Below are 17,217 nucleotides of genomic sequence, written 5' to 3'. Positions count from 1 at the left end.
GGCGAACTACAATCGGTCGCGAAGCGCGAACCAGGTCATGGCGGCGACCAGCGTCGGCGTGCGCAGCCACTTGCCGCCCGGAAACGGCGGGCAGGACATCGACGCGAAGTCGTCGAGCCGGTCCGGCGCATCGGTCAGCGCGTCGGCCAGCAGCTTGCCGCCGAGCGGGGCGATGGTGACGCCCTGGCCGGAATAACCGGCGCCGACATAGACGCCGGTCCTGATCTTGCGGATATAGGGCAGACGGTTGACGGTGACCGCCAGCGTGCCGCCCCAGGCATGGTCGATCCGCGCGTCCCTGAACTGCGGATAGATGTTCAGCATGTGCTTGCGCACGAAGGCGCGGACGTCGGCGGGGAAGGTCCGCGTGTAGGTCTCGCCGCCGCCGAACAGCAGGCGGCCGTCCGGCGTCGGGCGCCAGTAGTAGATGACGAAGCGGGAATCGGAGGCCGCCTCGCCGCCCTTCAGGATCCCGCCCGGCGCGCCGGCACCGATGGGCTCGGTGGTCAGGACGTAGTTGTTGATCGGCATGACGCGCGACTCGACGTCGGGTTCGACGCCGTCGAGATAGCCGTTGCCGGCAAGGATCACGGTATCGGCCGATACGCGGCCGCGCGGCGTCACCAGCACCGGCGTGGCGCCGCCCTCTAGTCCGGTGACGACGGTTGCCTCGTGGATGCGCGCGCCGGCCGCGGCGGCGGCGCGGGCGAGCCCGAGTGCGAAGTTCAGCGGGTGCAGATGGCCCGCGCCGGCATCGCGCATGCCGCCGAAATAGACGTCGGTGCCGAGCGCTTCGGCGAGGTCGTCGCGCCCGACCCATTCGATCTGGTCGTAGCCGTACTCGCCGCGCAGCTTGTCGACGTAGCGCCGTTCGCCGGCGACGTAGCGCTGCTTGTGGGCGGTGCCGAAAAGGCCGTCGCGCAGGTCGCAATCGATACCGTGACGATCGATCAGGCCGCGCACAAGCGCCTTCGCCTCCTCGGCCAGCGCCCACAGCCGCTTCGAACGCTCGACGCCGAACTGCGCCTCGGTCCATTCGACGTCGCGGCGCTGGCCGGAGTGGATCTGGCCGCCGTTGCGCCCCGACGCGCCCCAGCCGACGCGGTTCGCCTCGAGCAGGACGACGTCGACACCGCGCTCGGCGAGGTGCAGCGCCGCCGACAGGCCGGTGAAGCCGCCGCCGACAATGGCGACGTCGGCCCGGATATCGCCGTCGACCGCCGGAAACGGATCGAGCGCGTGCGCCGTCTCCGTGTACCAGGAATCGACGGGATACGGTTCTCCCGGCCCTTCCATCGCGGTCTCCGCGCCTAGCCGATGCGGCCCTGCTTCTTCAGCTCGGCATAGGTGTCGTCGAGCGTCTTCCCGATGAGCACGGCCATCTGATCAATCTCATCGCGGGTCATGACCAGAGGCGGCGAGATGATCAGGGAGTCGCGGACCCCACGCATGATCAGGCCGTTGCCGAAGGAAAAGTCGCGGGCGATGGTGCCGACCTGTCCGACATTGTCGAACCGCTCGGCACGGTTCGGCTTGTTGGGCACCAGCTCCAGCGCGCCGACCAGGCCCTTCATGCGCGCCTCGCCGACCAGCGGGTGCTCGCCGAATTCGCCCCATTTCTTCTGAAGATGGGGCGCGGCCTCGTTGGCGCAGTGCTCGACGACCTTCTCGTCGCGCATGATGCGCAGGTTCTCCAGCGCCGCGGCGCAGGCGGCGGGATGCCCCGAGTAGGTAAAGCCGTGATAGAACTCGCCGCCCTTTTCGATGACGACATCGGCGACGCGGTTGCCGACCATGACGCCGCCGATCGGCAGATAACCGGACGACAGCCCCTTGGCGATCGGCATCAGGTCCGGCTTCAGGTCGTAGGTGTCGGAACCGAACCAGGTGCCGGTGCGTCCGAAGCCGCAGATGACCTCGTCGACGACGAGCAGGATGTCGCGCTCGGAACAGATGCGCCTGATCTCCGGCCAGTAGGTCTCCGGCGGGATCAGCACGCCGCCGGCGCCCTGGATCGGCTCGGCGATGAAGGCGGCGACATTGTCCTCGCCGAGTTCGTCGATCGCGCGCTCGAGCTCCCGCGCCGCCCAAACGCCGAATTCGTCAGGCGACATGTCGCCGCCGAAATCAAACCAATAGGGCGGCGTGATGTGATGCACGCCGGGAATCATACCGGCCTGGGCATGCATGCCGGCCATGCCGCCGAGCGCGGAGGCGGCCACGGTCGACCCGTGGTAGCCGTAGTTGCGGCCGATGATCACCTGCTTCGACGGCTTGCCGAGAAGCTGCCAGTAGTAGCGCACCATGCGGAACACGGTGTCGTTGGCCTCGGACCCGGAATTGGTGAAGAAGACGTGGTCGAGGCCCTCGGGCGTCAGGTCGGCAAGCACCTCTGACAGCTTCGCCGCGGCGGGATGCGTCGTCTTGAAGAAGGTGTTGTAGTACTCGAGCTCGGTCATCTGCCGGTGCACGGCATCGGCGATCTCGCGGCGGCCGTGGCCGATCTGGGTGCACCACAGGCCGGCCATCCCGTCGAGATAGCGGTTGCCATCCGAATCCCACAGCCAGATGCCGTCGCCGCGGCTGATGACGCGGCTCTTCTCCGCGTTCAGCGCCTTGTAGTCGGTGAACGGGTGGAGGTGATGGGCGGCGTCGACGCGCTGGATGTCGGCGGTCGAGAGATTGGGGGCATGGTTCATGATGGCTCCTGTCGGAATTGTCGCCTAGCCGCCGGCCACGGGCCGGAGCGGCGGCGGCCTCGTCACACGTTCAACAGCAGATACTCGCGTTCCCACGGGCTGATCACCCGCATGAAGGTCTCGAACTCCTCCTGCTTGAGGGCGGAGTAGACCGACACGAAGGTCTCGCCGAACACCTCCCGCATCGGCTCGGATTCCTGGAACGCGGCGACCGCCTCGAGCAGGCCGCGCGGCAGGTCGTAGGGCAGCTCGCGGGCCGACCCCTTGATCGGATCGGTGGGGGTCAGCCCGTTCTGGATGCCGAGCCAGCCGCACGCGAGCGAGGCGGCGATCGCCAGGTACGGATTGGCGTCGGAAGACGGCACGCGGTTCTCGACGCGGCGGGCGTCCGGCTTGGAGCGCGGAATGCGCAGGCCGACGGTGCGGTTGTCGTGGCCCCACTGGATGTTGATGGGCGCCGCGGTAAAGCGCGCCAGCCGCCGGTAGGAGTTCACGTAGGGGGCGAGCATGCACATCGCCGCCGGCAGATACTCCTGCAAACCGGCGATGAACGAGAAGAACTCGGTGGTCGATTCGCCGTCCGCGCCGGAGAAGATGTTCCGGCCCGTCTTCGCGTCGATGATCGACTGGTGGATGTGCATGGCGCTGCCGGGCTCCTGGGCGATCGGCTTGGCCATGAAGGTGGCGTAGGTGTTGTGCTTGAGCGCCGCCTCGCGGATCGTCCGCTTGAACAGGAATACCTGGTCAGCGAGCTCCAGCGGGTCGCCGTGGCGCAGGTTGATCTCCATCTGCGCCGCGCCTTCCTCGTGGATCAGCGTGTCGATCTCGAGGCCCTGGGCTTCCGAATAGTCGTAGATGTCGTCGAACAGCGGGTCGAACTCGTTGACCGCCGAGATCGAGAACGACTTGCGGCCGGTCTCGGGACGGCCCGAACGGCCGATCGGCGGCTCCAGCGGATAGTCCGGGTCGGTGTTGGGGCGGACCAGGTAGAATTCGACCTCGGGCGCCACGACCGGCTTCCAGCCGCGGTTCTCGAACAGCTTGATCACCCGCCGCAGCACCTGTCGCGGGGCAAGCTCCACCACGCGCCCGTCGGAATGATAGGCGTCGTGGATGACCTGGGCGGTCGGTTCCTCCTCCCAGGGCACGATGCACAGCGTGGCGAAATCCGGCCTGAACAGGAGGTCGCCGTCGGCCGCGTCGAGGCCGGCGAGGCCGGACAGATCGGGATAATCGCCGCTGATCGTCTGGTAGAAGATCGACTCCGGCATGTTCATGACACGGCCCTCGAAGAACTTCGAGGCCGGCATCAGCTTGCCGCGGGCGACCCCGGATTGATCCGGCACGATGCACTCGACGTCATCGATATTCCGGGTCGCCACCCACGCTTTCGCCTCGTCGAAGGAAGCGACTCCGCGCGGGGACTCCAGGGTCTCTTGTGAAACTTTCTTGCGTGGCATCTTTGCGCGGTCCGCGACCATTGCGCGAACCTCTCGCAGCCGCGCGGGTCGTCTCATGTTTCGAATGCCCGGATTTTGTGATCACAAATCCGGAAAGTCAATCCGCCGGCTGGCGCCGCGCCCGGTGATCAGCTCGCTCCGGCGCGCCGGGCCGACCGTTCGTCGCTTTCGAAGACGCTGTTGCCGATGTGCTGCATGCCGTCGCGGATGTCGGACCGGATGGCCTCGGCCAGCGCATCCCCGTCACGCGCCAGGATCGCGGCAATCGCCTGCTCGTGGTAGTCGACAAGCCAGCTCGTGCCGACGCGGCCATAGACGAGGCGCATGAACGGACCGAACTGCATCCACAGGCTCTCGATCAGCGGAACCAGCACCTCCGAGGGCGCGGCGCTGTAGATGTGGAAATGGAAGGCATGGTTGGCGGCGACATAGCCTTCGACGTTTCCGGTATTGAGATGCTCTTCCAGTTCGTCGTCGATCTTGCGCAGCGTGGCGACGTCGCGGCGCTGGAGGTACGGCAGGGCACGGCTGGCGGCGGCCGGCTCCAGCCTTTCGCGGGCGGTCACCAGTTCCTCGAAGCGCGGCCGCGTCATCGCCGGAACCGCGATGCGCCGGCTCGGCGTCATCGCCAGCGCCCGCTCGGCGACCAGCCGGCTGACGGCCTCGCGGACCGGCATCGGGCTCACCCCGAGTTCCGACGCCAGGCCGCGCAAGGTCACGGGACGGCCGGGGACGACGCGGCCGCAAATCAGGCGCGCCCGCAGCTCGCGGTAGACGCGCTCGTGCATGGTTTCGCGCACACCAGCCGCACCTCGCCCGTCGCTCAAGTTGACAGCCCTCTCGAAGCGTGATCACATTTAACGATAATACTTTCAGAAAGCCCCTCCAGACGCAACCGACGGCATATCCATGGCCCACCCGGTGGTGGAACATTCAATTCCCAGGATCGCGGACGAAGCAGCGCGCTTCGCCTCGGCCAATCCCGACATCGAGATCGTCGAACTGCTGCTGCCCGACTCCAACGGGGTGTTCCGCGGCAAGTGGATGCCGGCCAATCACATAGAGGGGCTGTTTCGCGACGGGCTGGCGCTGGCGAAATCTGTCTTCGCGCTGGACGCCTGGGGATCCGACGTTCTGGCGACCGGCCTGTACCACGAGACCGGTGACCGCGACGGGGCCTGCCGGCCGGTGCCGGGCAGCCTGCGGCGTGTGCCCTGGGCGGAGCGACCGACGGCCCAGGTGATGCTGAGGATGGACGACGAGGACGGCGGGCCGTTCTTCGCCGATCCGCGAACGCTACTGGAGAAATCCGTCGCGCGGCTGGCCGCGCGGGGCCTGCGGCCGGTCACCGCGTTCGAGCTGGAATTCTACCTGTTCGAGGACGCCGACAACGGCGCGGTGCCCTCGGCGGTCAACGAGGGGATCGGCCCGGATCGCACCAACATCTATTCGGTGTCGGACCTGAGGGCCTACAGCGACCTGTTCGCCGAGATCGAGGCGGCCGCCGAGGCGCTGGACGTGGCCACCGACACCATCATCTCGGAAGCCGCCCCGGGCCAGTTCGAGATCAACCTTCTCCATGTCGGCGATCCGTTCGCCGCCGCCGACCAGGCGCTGATGCTGCGGCGGATCGTCCGGCAGGTCGCGCGCAAGCACGGGCTGAAGGCCTCGTTCATGGCCAAGCCCTTCGCCGAGCGCTCGGGCAACGGCATGCACGCCCATGTCAGCCTCGTCGACCGGGACGGGCGCAACGTGTTCGGCACCGGACCCGAGGGCGAGGCGCTGCTGCGGCGCTGCGTCGCCGGGCAGCTCGACACCATGCACGAGGCGACGCTGCTGCTGGTGTCGACCTACAACGGCTTCCGCCGGCTTTCCGGCGCCTATTCGCCGTCGAAGGCGCTGTGGGCGGAAAACAACCGCTACGTCGCCGTGCGACTGCCGCGCGCCAGCGGGCCGGCGCGGCGGTTCGAACACCGCGTCGCCGGCGCCGACGCCAATCCGCATCTCGTGCTGGCCGCGATCCTGGCCGGGGCGGAACGCGGGCTGGCGGAGGACCTGCCGCTGCCGCTGCCGGTGGAGGGCGACGTGAACTCGGTCGCGACCGACCGGCTGCCGCCGACCATGCGCCATGCGCTGGAACGGTTCGAGACATCCGACTGGATCGCCGACATGTTCGGCCGCGAATGGCAGGAATTCTACGGCAAGATCAAGCGCCAGGAACTCGAGGGTTTCGAGGCCTACGTGTCGCCGCTCGAATACGAGACGTACCTGTGACGCGCCTGTGACGCGGCCGCGCGCGCGACGATGTTGCGCGCCGGCGAAATCGGCGCTATGGCGAACTTTTTGCGGCAAGGTGATACGCCCGGAATCCTGAAGTTCCGCGGCTAGGGATTCGCCGCTCGACTACGAAACCTATCTGCACCGCGGGAACGCGAGGGACGATGTTGCGCGCCAGCCAAATCGGCGTTTTGATGCGACGCAGGGAGACGGGGCCGCGCAAGACGGCCCGAAGTCAAAAGCCAACGGAGAACAGGAGAACAGAATGATCCTCAATCGTATCGCCACAGCCCTGGCCGTCAGCGCCGCGATGACCGTCGCCGCCGCCGCCCAGGACAAGGTGGTGCACGTCTACAACTGGTCGGACTACATCGGCGAAGACGTGCTCGACAAGTTCACCGAGGAGACCGGCATCAAGGTCGTCTACGACGTGTTCGACTCCAACGACATCCTCGAGACCAAGCTGCTGGCCGGCAGCACGGGCTATGACGTGGTGGTGCCGTCAGGCACCTTCCTGGCCCGCCAGATCCAGGCCGGCGTGTTCCAGCCGCTCGACAAGTCGAAGCTGCCGAACATCACCCATCAGTGGGACAAGATCTCCGAGCGCATCGCCAAGTTCGACCCCGGCAACGAGCATGCCGTCAACTACATGTGGGGGACCACGGGCATCGGCTACAACGTCGGCATGATCGAAGAGCGCATGCCCGACGCGCCGGTGGATTCCTGGGCCCTGATCTTCGATCCGGAAGTGGTCTCCAAGTTCGCCGACTGCGGCATCCATATGCTCGATGCCGCCGACGAGATGATCCCGGCCGCGCTCAACTACCTGGGCAAGGACCCGGACTCCAAGGACCCGGCCGAGATCGAGGAAGCCGCCAAGCTGATCGAATCGATCCGCCCACATATCCAGAAATTCCATTCCTCGGAATACATCGAGGCGCTGGCCAACGGGAACATCTGCCTGGCGGTCGGCTGGTCCGGCGACATCCTGCAGTCGCGCGACCGTGCCGCGGAAACCGATGCCGGCAACGAGATCGCCTATTCGATCCCGAAGGAAGGCGCGATGATGTGGTTCGACAACCTGGCGATCCCCGCCGACGCGCCGCATCCCGAAGAGGCGCTCGCCTTCATCAACTTCATGATGAAGCCCGAGATCGCGGCGGAGAACTCGAACTACATCTACTACGCCAACGGCAACAAGGACTCCCAGCCGCTGCTGGAAGAGGACGTGATCGGCGACACGGCGATCTATCCCGACGAGGAGACCGTCGAGCGGCTGTACACGACGACGCCCTACGACCCCAAGGTCCAGCGGGTGGTCACCCGCGCGTGGACCCGGATCAAGTCGGGTACCTGAAACTAGAACCGATCCGGGCCGGGGACTTTCCCCGGCCCGTTTCCTGTCCGGCACAGTTTTTCCGTCTTTTGCGTGTGTCGTCCTGGCACGGGGGGATTGAATGGCGGCCAAGGCATCCGGGCCCATCAAGCGCAAGTTCGCGCCCTGGGAAGACCCGACGGCGAAAGCGTTCATCCGCTTCGATAACGTCACCAAGCGCTTCGGCGACTTCGTCGCCGTCGACAATCTCAGCCTCGACGTCTACGAGCGGGAATTCTTCTCGCTGCTGGGGCCGTCCGGTTGCGGCAAGACGACCCTGCTGCGGATGCTCGCCGGCTTCGAGAAGCCGAGCGAGGGGCGCATCCTGCTCGACGGCCAGGACATCTCCGGCGTGCCGCCGCACCGGCGGCCGGTCAACATGATGTTCCAGTCCTACGCCCTGTTTCCGCACATGACGGTGGAAGGCAACATCGCCTTCGGCCTCAAGCAGGACGGCATGGCCAAGGCCGACATCGCGGCGCGGGTCAACGAGATGCTCCGGCTCACCAAGCTTGAGCCCTTCGCCAAGCGAAAGCCGCACCAGCTCTCGGGCGGCCAGCGCCAGCGCGTCGCGCTCGCCCGATCGATCGCCAAGCGGCCGAAGGTGCTGCTGCTCGACGAGCCGCTCGGCGCGCTCGACCGCAAGCTGCGCGAGGAAACCCAGTTCGAGCTGATGGACCTGCAGCAGGAACTCGGCCTGACCTTCGTGATCGTCACCCACGACCAGGAAGAAGCGATGACGGTGTCGGACCGCATCGCGGTGATGGACCACGGCAAGATCATCCAGGTGGCCTCGCCGGCGGTCATCTACGAGTTCCCGAGCACGCGCTATGTCGCCGACTTCATCGGCGACGTGAATTTCCTGAGCGGCAAGATCGACGCGCACGACGACGAGGAAGTGCGGATCAGGAGCGACGAGATCGCCTGCACCATCGTCGCCAGCCAGGATGACGTCGATGCGACGGTCGGTGCCGACGCCTGGCTCGCCATCCGGCCGGAGAAGATGCGCATCTCGCTCGACGAACCAGCCGACACGGCGACCAACTGCGTCAGCGGCGAGGTCTGGGATATCGGCTACCTCGGCGACGTGTCCGTCTATCACGTCAAGCTCGACAACGGGAACGTCATCAAGTCGACGGTGACCAACCAGACGCGTCTGGTGGAACGGCCGATCGGCTGGGACGACAAGGTGTGGCTCACCTGGCCGCGCGACGCCGGCGTTGTCCTGACGAAGTGAGGGGGTGAAGCGATGGCCGAGCAGACCCGCAAACCGCTGATCAAGTCGAAGAGCCTGGTGGTTCTCGTCCCCTACCTGTGGCTCCTGGTCTTCTTCCTGGCGCCGTTCCTGATCGTCCTGAAGATCTCGTTGTCGCAGACCGCGATCGCCATGCCGCCCTACCTGCCCACCTTCGACCTGTCGGCGGGAATCGGCGCGTTCGTGGAGAGTCTGCGCGAGCTGTCGCTCGACAATTACGCGTTCCTGGCGTCCGACTCGCTCTACATCAAGTCCTACCTGTCGAGCCTGAAGATCGCCCTCGTCTCGACCTTCATCGTTCTGCTCATCGGCTACCCGATCGCCTACGGCATGGCACGCTCGCCGAAGGCGTGGCGGCCGACGCTGGTGATGCTGATCATCCTGCCGTTCTGGACGAGCTTCCTGATCCGCGTCTACGCCTGGATCGGCATCCTGAGCCGCGAAGGCCTGCTCAACACGTTCCTGAGCTGGATCGGGCTGATCGACTCGCCGCTGACCATCCTGTCGACGAACGTCGCCGTCTATATCGGCATCGTCTATTCCTACCTGCCGTTCATGGTGCTGCCGCTCTACGCCGCACTCGAGAAGATGGACGAGTCGCTGCTGGAGGCGGCGGCCGATCTGGGAAGCCCGCCGTTCAAGACGTTCTGGGTCGTGACCTTCCCGCTGTCGCTGCCCGGTGTCATCGCCGGCTGCTTCCTGGTGTTCATCCCGGCCGTCGGCGAATTCGTCATCCCCGATCTGCTCGGCGGATCGGAAACGCTGATGATCGGCAAGACGCTGTGGGCGGAGTTCTTCTCGAACCGTGACTGGCCGCTGGCCTCCTCGGTGGCGGTGGTCCTGCTCCTGATCCTGGTCATCCCCATCGTGATCTTCCAGAACCTGCAGCAACGCCAGCAGGAGCGGAACGCATGAGGAAAGGCCCCAGCCTCTTCAACATCGTCTCGGTCACGCTCGGCTTCGCCTTCCTCTACCTGCCGATCGTCCTCCTGATCATCTACTCGTTCAATGCCGGTCGAAACGTCGCCATCTGGGCCGGCTGGTCGACCAAGTGGTACGTATCGATGCTCCAGAACCAGCAGCTGCTCGACGCGGCCTGGGTGACGCTGCGCGTCGGCCTGCTGTCGGCGACGGTGGCCACCGTGTTCGGCACTCTGGCGGCGCTGGCGCTGGTCCGGCACGGCCGGTTCTTCGGGCGCACGATGTTCTCAGGCATGGTCTATGCGCCGCTGGTCATGCCCGAGGTCATCACCGGCCTGTCGCTGCTGCTGCTGTTCGTGGCGGTCAATTTCGATCGCGGCTTCTGGACGGTGACCATCGCCCACATCACCTTCTCGCTGTGCTTCGTCGCGGTGGTGGTGCAGTCGCGCCTCGTCACCTTCGACCGGTCGCTCGAGGAGGCGGCGATGGATCTCGGCTGCCCGCCGTTCAAGACCTTCTTCGTGGTGACGCTGCCGATCATCCTGCCGGCGATCATCGCGGGATGGATGCTCGCCTTCACGCTGTCGCTCGACGACCTGGTGATCGCCAGCTTCACCACCGGACCGGGCGCGACGACCCTGCCGATGCGGATCTATTCCGCCGTCCGCCTCGGCGTCACGCCGGAGATCAACGCGGTCTCCACCGTGCTGATCACCATCGTCACGTTCGGCGTCATCACCGCCTCGCTGATCACCAAGCGGCAGGAAGCGGAACGGCAGAAGGCCGAGCGCATGGCGGCAGCGGCGCCGTAGCCGCCCGCCCAATACCGGGAAGAAGACCGGAGGGATCCGGGCGAGATACGATGCCGCGCGGTCTTTCGGCCGCGCCTTACGACCCGCAGGTGCACGTCGTGTCGTGGGCCTTGCGGATGGCGTCGAGCGTGCCGGTAAAGCCGCCGGCAACGGCCGTTGCCCGGTCGGCGGCCAGATCGAGATACCAGAGCCGTTCGAGCGCGGCGAACGCCCTGGCCAGGTCCGCGCGGCGCGCGGGCGGCAGCGCGGCGCCGGCCGCCTCCAGACCATCCCGGGCGGCAACGAATAGGGCGGCGCCGGCCGGCGGCCCGTCGGTGTCGCCGATCGACGACAAAAGCGACGCCGCCGCGTCCCACGGCTCGATGGCATCGTCCGCATCCAGGCCGTCTTCGCCCACCTCGGCGCCCACCTCGGCGCCCGCCTCTGCGCCAGACCTGGCGCTCGCGGTGGCGACCGCCGCACGCGCGGCCTGCTCCAAGCTGGCGCGATAGGCGGCGATCTCGCCGGCCCGTTTGGTGAATCGGCCGACATGGTCCTGCAGGATCGCGGTCCATTCCGCCACGCCCGTGCACAGGCCGGGATAGCGGTCCTGACCGAGATAGACGCCGATATCGTCGATCAGCCGGCCGGAGATCCAGCGGATGTCCTCGGTGGTGTAGTAGCTGTCGAGCCCGCGCGCCTGGGCGATCCGTTCGGAAAACCGCACCGCCGAGGCTTCCTGGCGTCCGCCGTCCGGCTTGAAGGTGAAGACCGTCCGCCCCGGCAGCGATTTATCGGGCTCGCGCGACGCGTCGACGGCGGCGCGCAAGGCGGCGAAGGTGCCGTAGCGGATCTGCCGCAAGGCCGCGTGGAAGGCGTCGGCGCAACTGGCGATCGGCCACTCGGCCTCGGCGACGAGCGTCTCGCCGCTTGCCGGGACGCTCGCGCGGATCCGTGCCTCGCCGCCGGTACCGCGCGCGCCGCGTTCGGTGCCGTCGGCAAGCTCGACGACCAGGGGCAGTTCGATCGACCCTCCGGGCGCCAGCGTGTCGATGGTCGCGCGGACCGTGTTGCCGTCGCGCGTCCAGGTGCTGGTGCCGGTCACCGCCGGCCTGGCACCGGCCAGATCGACCTCGACCCGGATGCCCTCCAGCGGCGCCTCGCCCCGGTTCTCGAAGATCAGCCGCGCCACCGCCCGCGAGCCCGGCGAATAGGATACCGGCCCCGGCTTCGACGACATCGGCGGCTCGGTCACCACGAATAGCGTCAGGCCCCAGTCCCGCGCGAGCGCGGAGGACGGCGAGACGACACCAGCGGCGGCCAAGGCCGCGGCGAAGGCGACAGCAAGGAGGGAAAAACGCCCCCGAAAGCAACGAAACAACACGGAGGACATACGCCGAAGGACCCGGATCAATAGCGACTGCGCGAATCGCCCATCAGGATACACAACGGCTGCCCGGCTAGCGAAGCCACGCAATTCAGGGACAACGCCGCCTATTGCTGCGGGACCGAGGGTTGTTCCTCGCTCGGCGCAGGCCTGGGCGGCATGTCGCGGCCGCGCTGGACGAGGTCCTCGACCACGTCCTCCGGCGGGCTCTGCTGCAGGTCCTTGCGCAGCTGCTCGATCTCCGCCGGCGCCGCAGTCGGGCGATTCAACAGCCAGACAGGATCCGGGTAGAGCGTCGGATTGGCGATCGGTCCCTCGATCACGAACGGCACCGAGAAGATTCCCGGGGTCCCCGTGGCCGCGGATTCGGACCCCACGCCCAGGTCGGCGGTGCCGTGCCCGGCGATCGACGCGGAGACCAGCCGGACCTCGCCATCGGCGGAGACCGCGATTTTCGGCCCCTTCACCCGGAAGTCCTCGGTCGTGGCGGTGCCTTCGGAAACGGTGAAGCTGGCGGTCAGGTCGTCGAGCCTGGTCGCGACCGGGGTGGCCGGCCAGCCCTCGACGCGGCCGGCTTCCAGGGCGGCCAGCAGCTTCTCGATATCGATGCCCTGAATCTCGCCCGGCGAAATCGCAAGCGTGGCGTTGCCGGACAGGCTGGCGACGATGCCGGCAACCGTGCGGCCCGTCCCCGACAGATCGACCCGGGCGGTCGTGGTGCCGGAGATGCGGGACGAGCCGCTGAGCGCAGTCAGCAGCGGGCCGATATCGGTCTTGTCCAGCTTCAGGGCAACCTTGATCCGGGCCCCGTCAGGGGTCGGCGTCGCGCTGATGTTGCCTTGCGCCATGCCGCCATACAGCGTCGCCTCGCCGACGCCCAGATCGATGGCGCCCTTGCGCACGGTGACCGTGCCGGCGGTGCGGCCGAGGGCCAGATCGCCATAGGTCACGCTGGCGGCGGACACGCGCAGGTCGGTGACGAAGCGCTGCAACGCGGAGAGATCGACGGCGGTCGACATGGCCTGTTCCGGCTGCGGGACCGTCGGGGCGCCCTCCTCGGACCGGGTTCGATAGACGCCGAGATCCAGGGTCTCGAAGGCGAGCGTGCCCTGAAGCCCCGTCTGCTTCCCGCCGAGCGTGATCTTCACGCCCCCCTCCGCCTCGTTGCCGTCGAGGCTGAGGACGAGCTCGGACAGGGAAAGCGAATTGCCGATCAGGTTGATCCTGCCCGAAAGCGAAACCGCGTTGAGGCCGGGTCCGGTGCCCAGGTCGGTGCCAATCCAGCGCATCAGGCCGCGCACCGACGGCGCCTGCAGGCGCGCGGTGCCCTCGAGCTGCGGGTCCGGCTTGTTGTGGGCATTGCCGTTGAACTCCACATTGGCAACGCCCGATTCAACGCTAATGCGCGCCGGGGAACTGCCGTTGTTCACGAAATCGAGCGGAGCCTCGGCGCCGAGACCGAACCGCACGTTCTCGCCGTTCCAGATCAGCGTGCCCGCGGCGTTGAGCGGGGCGGCGAGGCGGGACCAGGAAATCGCCGCGTTGACGGCGGTCAGGGCATGCCGGATACCGGTCCGCTTGTTCTCGTAGGCGATCGCGCCGTCCTCGACGCGGAAGCTTCCCAGGTTCTGGTCTTCCACCGGAGGCCGCGCGGCCTCGTCTTCGGCGGCGCGGCGGCGGCCGGAGATCCAGTTCTCGCGCCCGCGCCGGTCGACCTCGAGCCGGACGCGCGGACGCACGAGAACGAAATCCTTGAGTTCGACGTGACCGATCAGCAGTGGCAGAAGGGCGACGGAGCCGCGCAGCACATCGATCGCGGCGATTTCGTCGGTCTCATCGCCCTCGCGCCGCGTCAGCACGACATCGTTCAGCTCGAAAGCCGGCAGCGGAAAGAACGAAACCGAGGTTGCGCCGCGGATCTCAACCCAGTTGCCGGTCAGCGTGGCGACCTTCTCGGCCATCGCGCGCAGCAGGGCATCCTCTGAGACCCGGGTGGACACATAGTAAAGCGTGCCGGCCGCGACCGCCAAACAGGCCGCGGCGGCCATAACCACCCGCTTCATGGCGTCGACCTTTGTCGTGCCGCTCGCACACCGTCCTCGGCGCTGTCTCCGCGAATTCACTATATTTCCGTCCCCGACGGGTCAAATCCGGCCCGATCGGATGGCGTCGCGCCGAAGCCTGTGGCAATAAGCCCGAAACGCATTCCGGCCGTTCGCCACCGCCGCGCCCGGCCGAACAGAAGTCGCCAGGAGCAACCATGTCCGATCAGCCGCTTTGGTCCCCACCCGCAGACACCGTCGCGAAGTCGAACATGACGCGGTTCATGCGACTTGTCGATGAACGGCACGGGCTCGGCCTCGACGGATACGAGGCTCTCCACAGATTTTCCGTCGAGCGGCGCGAGGACTTCTGGTCGGCCGTATGGGATTTCGGCGGCGTCATCGGCGAGAAGGGCGAAACCCCGCTGAAGGACGGCGAGCGGATGCCCGGCGCGGCCTTCTTCCCCGATGCCAGGCTCAATTTCGCCGAGAACCTGCTGCGCCGCGCCGACGACGGCGACGCGCTCGTGTTCCGCGGCGAGGACAAGGTCAACCGCCGGATGAGCTGGAAGGCGCTCAACGATCTCGTTTCGCAGCTGCAGCAGGTGCTGCAGGCGCATGGCGTCACGGCCGGCGACCGGGTCGCGGCGATGATGCCCAACATGCCGGAATCGATCGCGGCGATGCTGGCAACCGCCTCGCTGGGGGCGATCTGGTCGTCCTGTTCGCCCGACTTCGGCGAACGCGGCGTGCTCGACCGCTTCGGCCAGATCGAGCCCAAGGTTCTGATCGCCTGCGACGGATACTGGTACGCGGGCAAGCGCATCGAAGTCGCCGACAAGCTCGCCGCCGTCGCCGACAGACTGCCCTCGCTCGAGGCGGTGATCGTCGTCCCCTATCTCGACATCGCCGAGGAGGTCGCGGCCAAGGTCGCCAAGGCGGTTCCGCTGGCCGAGGCGATCGCCGACCATCCGGCGAAAGCGGTCACGTTCGCCCGCCAGCCGTTCTCCCATCCGCTCTACATCCTGTTCTCGAGCGGCACGACGGGGGTTCCGAAGTGCATCGTGCATTCGGCCGGCGGCACGCTGCTGCAGCACCTGAAGGAGCATCAGCTCCACTCCGACATCCGGGCGGGGGACCGGGTGTTCTACTTCACCACGCTCGGCTGGATGATGTGGAACTGGCTGGTCAGCGCGCTGGCCGCGGACGCGACGCTGCTGCTCTATGACGGCTCGCCGTTCCACCCGACCGGCAACGTCCTGTTCGACTACGCTCAGGACGAGAAGATGACGCTGTTCGGCACCTCGGCAAAATATATCGACGCGGTGAAGAAGGCGGGCTTGAGGCCGCGCGACACGCACGACTTGTCGACGGTCCGGGCGATGGCCTCGACCGGATCGCCGCTTTCGGCGGAGAGCTTCGACTTCGTCTACGAGGCGATCAAGCCGGACATCCACCTGGCCTCGGTCTCCGGCGGCACCGACATCGTCTCCTGCTTCGTCCTCGGCAATCCGATCGCGCCGGTCTGGCGCGGCGAAATCCAGGGACCGGGGCTGGGCATGGCTGTCGATATGTGGGACGACGACGGCAAGTCCTGTCCGCCCGGCGTCAAGGGCGAACTGGTCTGCACCAAAGCGTTTCCGTCGATGCCGATCATGTTCTGGAACGACCCCGACGGCGCGAAGTACCACTCGGCCTATTTCGAGCGCTTCGACAACGTCTGGTGCCACGGCGACTTCGCCGAATGGACGGTGCACGGCGGCGTGATCATCCACGGCCGCTCCGACGCGACGCTCAACCCCGGCGGTGTCAGGATCGGCACCGCCGAGATCTACGCCCAGGTCGAGCAGCTTCCCGAGATCGTCGAGGCGATCGCCATCGGCCAGCAGTGGGACGACGACGTTCGCGTCGTGCTGTTCGTCCGCCTCGCTGAGGGCGTCACGCTCGACGACGACCTGATCGCCCGCATCCGCAAGCAGGTCCGCGAGGGCGCAAGCCCCCGCCACGTGCCGGCCAAGGTGGTCGCCGTCGCCGACATCCCGCGCACCAAGTCCGGCAAGATCACCGAGCTCGCCGTGCGCGACGTGGTGCACGGGCGCGAGGTCAAGAACCAGGAGGCGCTCGCCAATCCGGAAGCGCTCGAGCTGTTCAGGGATCTGACGGCCCTTAAGAGCTAGCGGACCGGATCACGCCGGCGGGGCGACCAGCGAGAAGCGGCCGCCCTGCGGGTCGGTTCCATGCACGATCCAGGCACCGCCGGGGACATCCATCGGTTCGGACCTGGTCGCTCCGCCGGCCTTTCTGACCCGTTCGACGCCCGACCGGATCTCAGCAACCGTGAAGTAGTAATCCCAGCCGGCCGGACTGTCGGCGGACCGCTTCATCATGCCGCCGAACATGGTGCCGTCCTTGCCGAAGAGCTGATAGATCCCCATCGGCCCCATATCGAATGCCTCGCCCTTTTCCCATCCGAACAGGCCGGAATAGAACGCGAAGGCGCCTTCGAGGTCGTCCGTCATCAGTTCGTGCCAGCCGGTATGGCCCGGCATCATCGGACTGGCCTCGGCGGGGCCGCCGCCTTCCATGGGCAGCGCCGTGAACAGGCAGAAGGACGCGCCGTAAGGGTCGGAGACGACGGCGAAGCGGCCGACGCCCGGGATGTCTTCGGGGGCACGGTGGATGGCGCCGCCCGCGGCCTGCGCCTTCGCCGCCGACGCGTCGACGTCGGCGACGGCGACGTAGCCTATCCAGACCGGACCGGCGCCGGCCTCACGCGGCCCTTCCGGCATGTCCATGATTCCGGCGACGTCGGCGCCGTTCGCCGACAAGAGCGTGTAATCCAGGCCGGACATACCCGAGTCGCGCGCGGTCCAGCCGACCACGTCGCCATAGAAAGCCCGCGCCGCCGCGGTATCCGTCGTCATCAGTTCGTACCAGACGAATTTACCCTGGAAGTCCGTCATCAGAATGTTCCCTTCTGATTACATTCGATTGCCTGCGCCGGTGCGCA

Annotated in this window: 13 protein-coding genes; 6 read left to right on the top strand and 7 right to left on the bottom strand. The window is 67.1% G+C overall.

The genetic code is table 11. The annotated features are described in order from the left end of the window. Positions 1–6: 6 nt before the first annotated feature. From ACSF9G_RS14340 to ACSF9G_RS14325, 4 genes are all read right to left on the bottom strand, one after another. Positions 7–1,296 carry an NAD(P)/FAD-dependent oxidoreductase gene (locus ACSF9G_RS14340; RefSeq protein ID WP_436642765.1) on the bottom strand — a complete coding sequence of 430 codons (1,290 nt, stop codon included), beginning with the start codon at positions 1,294–1,296 and terminating at the stop codon, positions 7–9. A 14-nt stretch (positions 1,297–1,310) separates the two neighbouring features. Beyond that, a complete protein-coding gene (locus tag ACSF9G_RS14335; protein WP_436642763.1) occupies positions 1,311–2,699 on the bottom strand; it encodes an aspartate aminotransferase family protein in 1,389 nt (462 codons plus the stop codon). Positions 2,700–2,761: 62 nt separating this feature from the next. Then, on the bottom strand, positions 2,762–4,159 hold the full coding sequence (locus ACSF9G_RS14330; protein WP_436642761.1) for a glutamine synthetase family protein: 1,398 nt from the start codon (positions 4,157–4,159) through the stop codon (positions 2,762–2,764). A 128-nt stretch (positions 4,160–4,287) separates the two neighbouring features. Continuing rightward, positions 4,288–4,959, bottom strand: a complete 672-nt coding sequence (locus tag ACSF9G_RS14325) for a GntR family transcriptional regulator (RefSeq protein ID WP_436642759.1) — start codon at positions 4,957–4,959, stop codon at positions 4,288–4,290. Between the two features lie 121 nt (positions 4,960–5,080). On the opposite strand from ACSF9G_RS14325, the gene ACSF9G_RS14320 reads away from it, so the two are divergent. From ACSF9G_RS14320 to ACSF9G_RS14300, 5 genes are all read left to right on the top strand, one after another. Further along, entirely contained in the window at positions 5,081–6,433 is a 1,353-nt protein-coding gene (locus ACSF9G_RS14320; protein ID WP_436642757.1) for a glutamine synthetase family protein, read from the top strand. A 268-nt stretch (positions 6,434–6,701) separates the two neighbouring features. Further along, positions 6,702–7,793 carry a polyamine ABC transporter substrate-binding protein gene (locus ACSF9G_RS14315; protein WP_436642755.1) on the top strand — a complete coding sequence of 364 codons (1,092 nt, stop codon included), beginning with the start codon at positions 6,702–6,704 and terminating at the stop codon, positions 7,791–7,793. 100 nt (positions 7,794–7,893) lie between these two features. Next, positions 7,894–9,048, top strand: coding sequence for an ABC transporter ATP-binding protein (locus ACSF9G_RS14310; protein WP_436642753.1), 1,155 nt, complete (start codon positions 7,894–7,896; stop codon positions 9,046–9,048). Positions 9,049–9,060: 12 nt separating this feature from the next. After that, positions 9,061–9,981, top strand: a complete 921-nt coding sequence (locus ACSF9G_RS14305) for an ABC transporter permease subunit (RefSeq protein WP_436642751.1) — start codon at positions 9,061–9,063, stop codon at positions 9,979–9,981. After that, positions 9,978–10,799: an ABC transporter permease gene (locus ACSF9G_RS14300; protein WP_436642749.1), complete on the top strand. Its 822-nt coding sequence runs from the start codon at positions 9,978–9,980 to the stop codon at positions 10,797–10,799. The genes ACSF9G_RS14305 and ACSF9G_RS14300 overlap by 4 nt, the downstream gene beginning before the upstream one ends. A 76-nt stretch (positions 10,800–10,875) precedes the next feature. On the opposite strand, the gene ACSF9G_RS14295 is transcribed toward ACSF9G_RS14300, so the two are convergent. Then, positions 10,876–12,102, bottom strand: coding sequence for a hypothetical protein (locus ACSF9G_RS14295; RefSeq protein WP_436642747.1), 1,227 nt, complete (start codon positions 12,100–12,102; stop codon positions 10,876–10,878). A 170-nt stretch (positions 12,103–12,272) separates the two neighbouring features. Next, a complete protein-coding gene (locus ACSF9G_RS14290) occupies positions 12,273–14,228 on the bottom strand; it encodes an AsmA family protein (protein ID WP_436642745.1) in 1,956 nt (651 codons plus the stop codon). 197 nt (positions 14,229–14,425) lie between these two features. On the opposite strand from ACSF9G_RS14290, the gene ACSF9G_RS14285 reads away from it, so the two are divergent. After that, positions 14,426–16,384, top strand: coding sequence for an acetoacetate--CoA ligase (locus ACSF9G_RS14285; protein WP_436642743.1), 1,959 nt, complete (start codon positions 14,426–14,428; stop codon positions 16,382–16,384). Between the two features lie 9 nt (positions 16,385–16,393). Here ACSF9G_RS14285 and ACSF9G_RS14280 read toward each other — a convergent pair whose 3' ends face one another. Then, entirely contained in the window at positions 16,394–17,170 is a 777-nt protein-coding gene (locus tag ACSF9G_RS14280; RefSeq protein ID WP_436642741.1) for a VOC family protein, read from the bottom strand. Positions 17,171–17,217 lie beyond the last annotated feature (47 nt).

This window comes from Microbaculum mangrovi (assembly GCF_051390635.1).
Lineage (GTDB): Bacteria > Pseudomonadota > Alphaproteobacteria > Rhizobiales > Tepidamorphaceae > Microbaculum.
This window is presented reverse-complemented; position numbering and strand designations above follow the sequence as displayed.

Bases quoted from the DNA above. Each gene is read 5' to 3' on its own strand.
- ACSF9G_RS14280 (WP_436642741.1), bottom strand. From the start codon at position 17,170: ATGACGGACTTCCAGGGTAAATTCGTCTGGTACGAACTGATGACGACG.
- ACSF9G_RS14310 (WP_436642753.1), top strand. From the start codon at position 7,894: ATGGCGGCCAAGGCATCCGGGCCCATCAAGCGCAAGTTCGCGCCCTGG.
- ACSF9G_RS14315 (WP_436642755.1), top strand. From the start codon at position 6,702: ATGATCCTCAATCGTATCGCCACAGCCCTGGCCGTCAGCGCCGCGATG.
- ACSF9G_RS14330 (WP_436642761.1), bottom strand. From the start codon at position 4,159: ATGCCACGCAAGAAAGTTTCACAAGAGACCCTGGAGTCCCCGCGCGGA.
- ACSF9G_RS14335 (WP_436642763.1), bottom strand. From the start codon at position 2,699: ATGAACCATGCCCCCAATCTCTCGACCGCCGACATCCAGCGCGTCGAC.
- ACSF9G_RS14300 (WP_436642749.1), top strand. From the start codon at position 9,978: ATGAGGAAAGGCCCCAGCCTCTTCAACATCGTCTCGGTCACGCTCGGC.
- ACSF9G_RS14340 (WP_436642765.1), bottom strand. From the start codon at position 1,296: ATGGAAGGGCCGGGAGAACCGTATCCCGTCGATTCCTGGTACACGGAG.
- ACSF9G_RS14285 (WP_436642743.1), top strand. From the start codon at position 14,426: ATGTCCGATCAGCCGCTTTGGTCCCCACCCGCAGACACCGTCGCGAAG.
- ACSF9G_RS14305 (WP_436642751.1), top strand. From the start codon at position 9,061: ATGGCCGAGCAGACCCGCAAACCGCTGATCAAGTCGAAGAGCCTGGTG.
- ACSF9G_RS14290 (WP_436642745.1), bottom strand. From the start codon at position 14,228: ATGAAGCGGGTGGTTATGGCCGCCGCGGCCTGTTTGGCGGTCGCGGCC.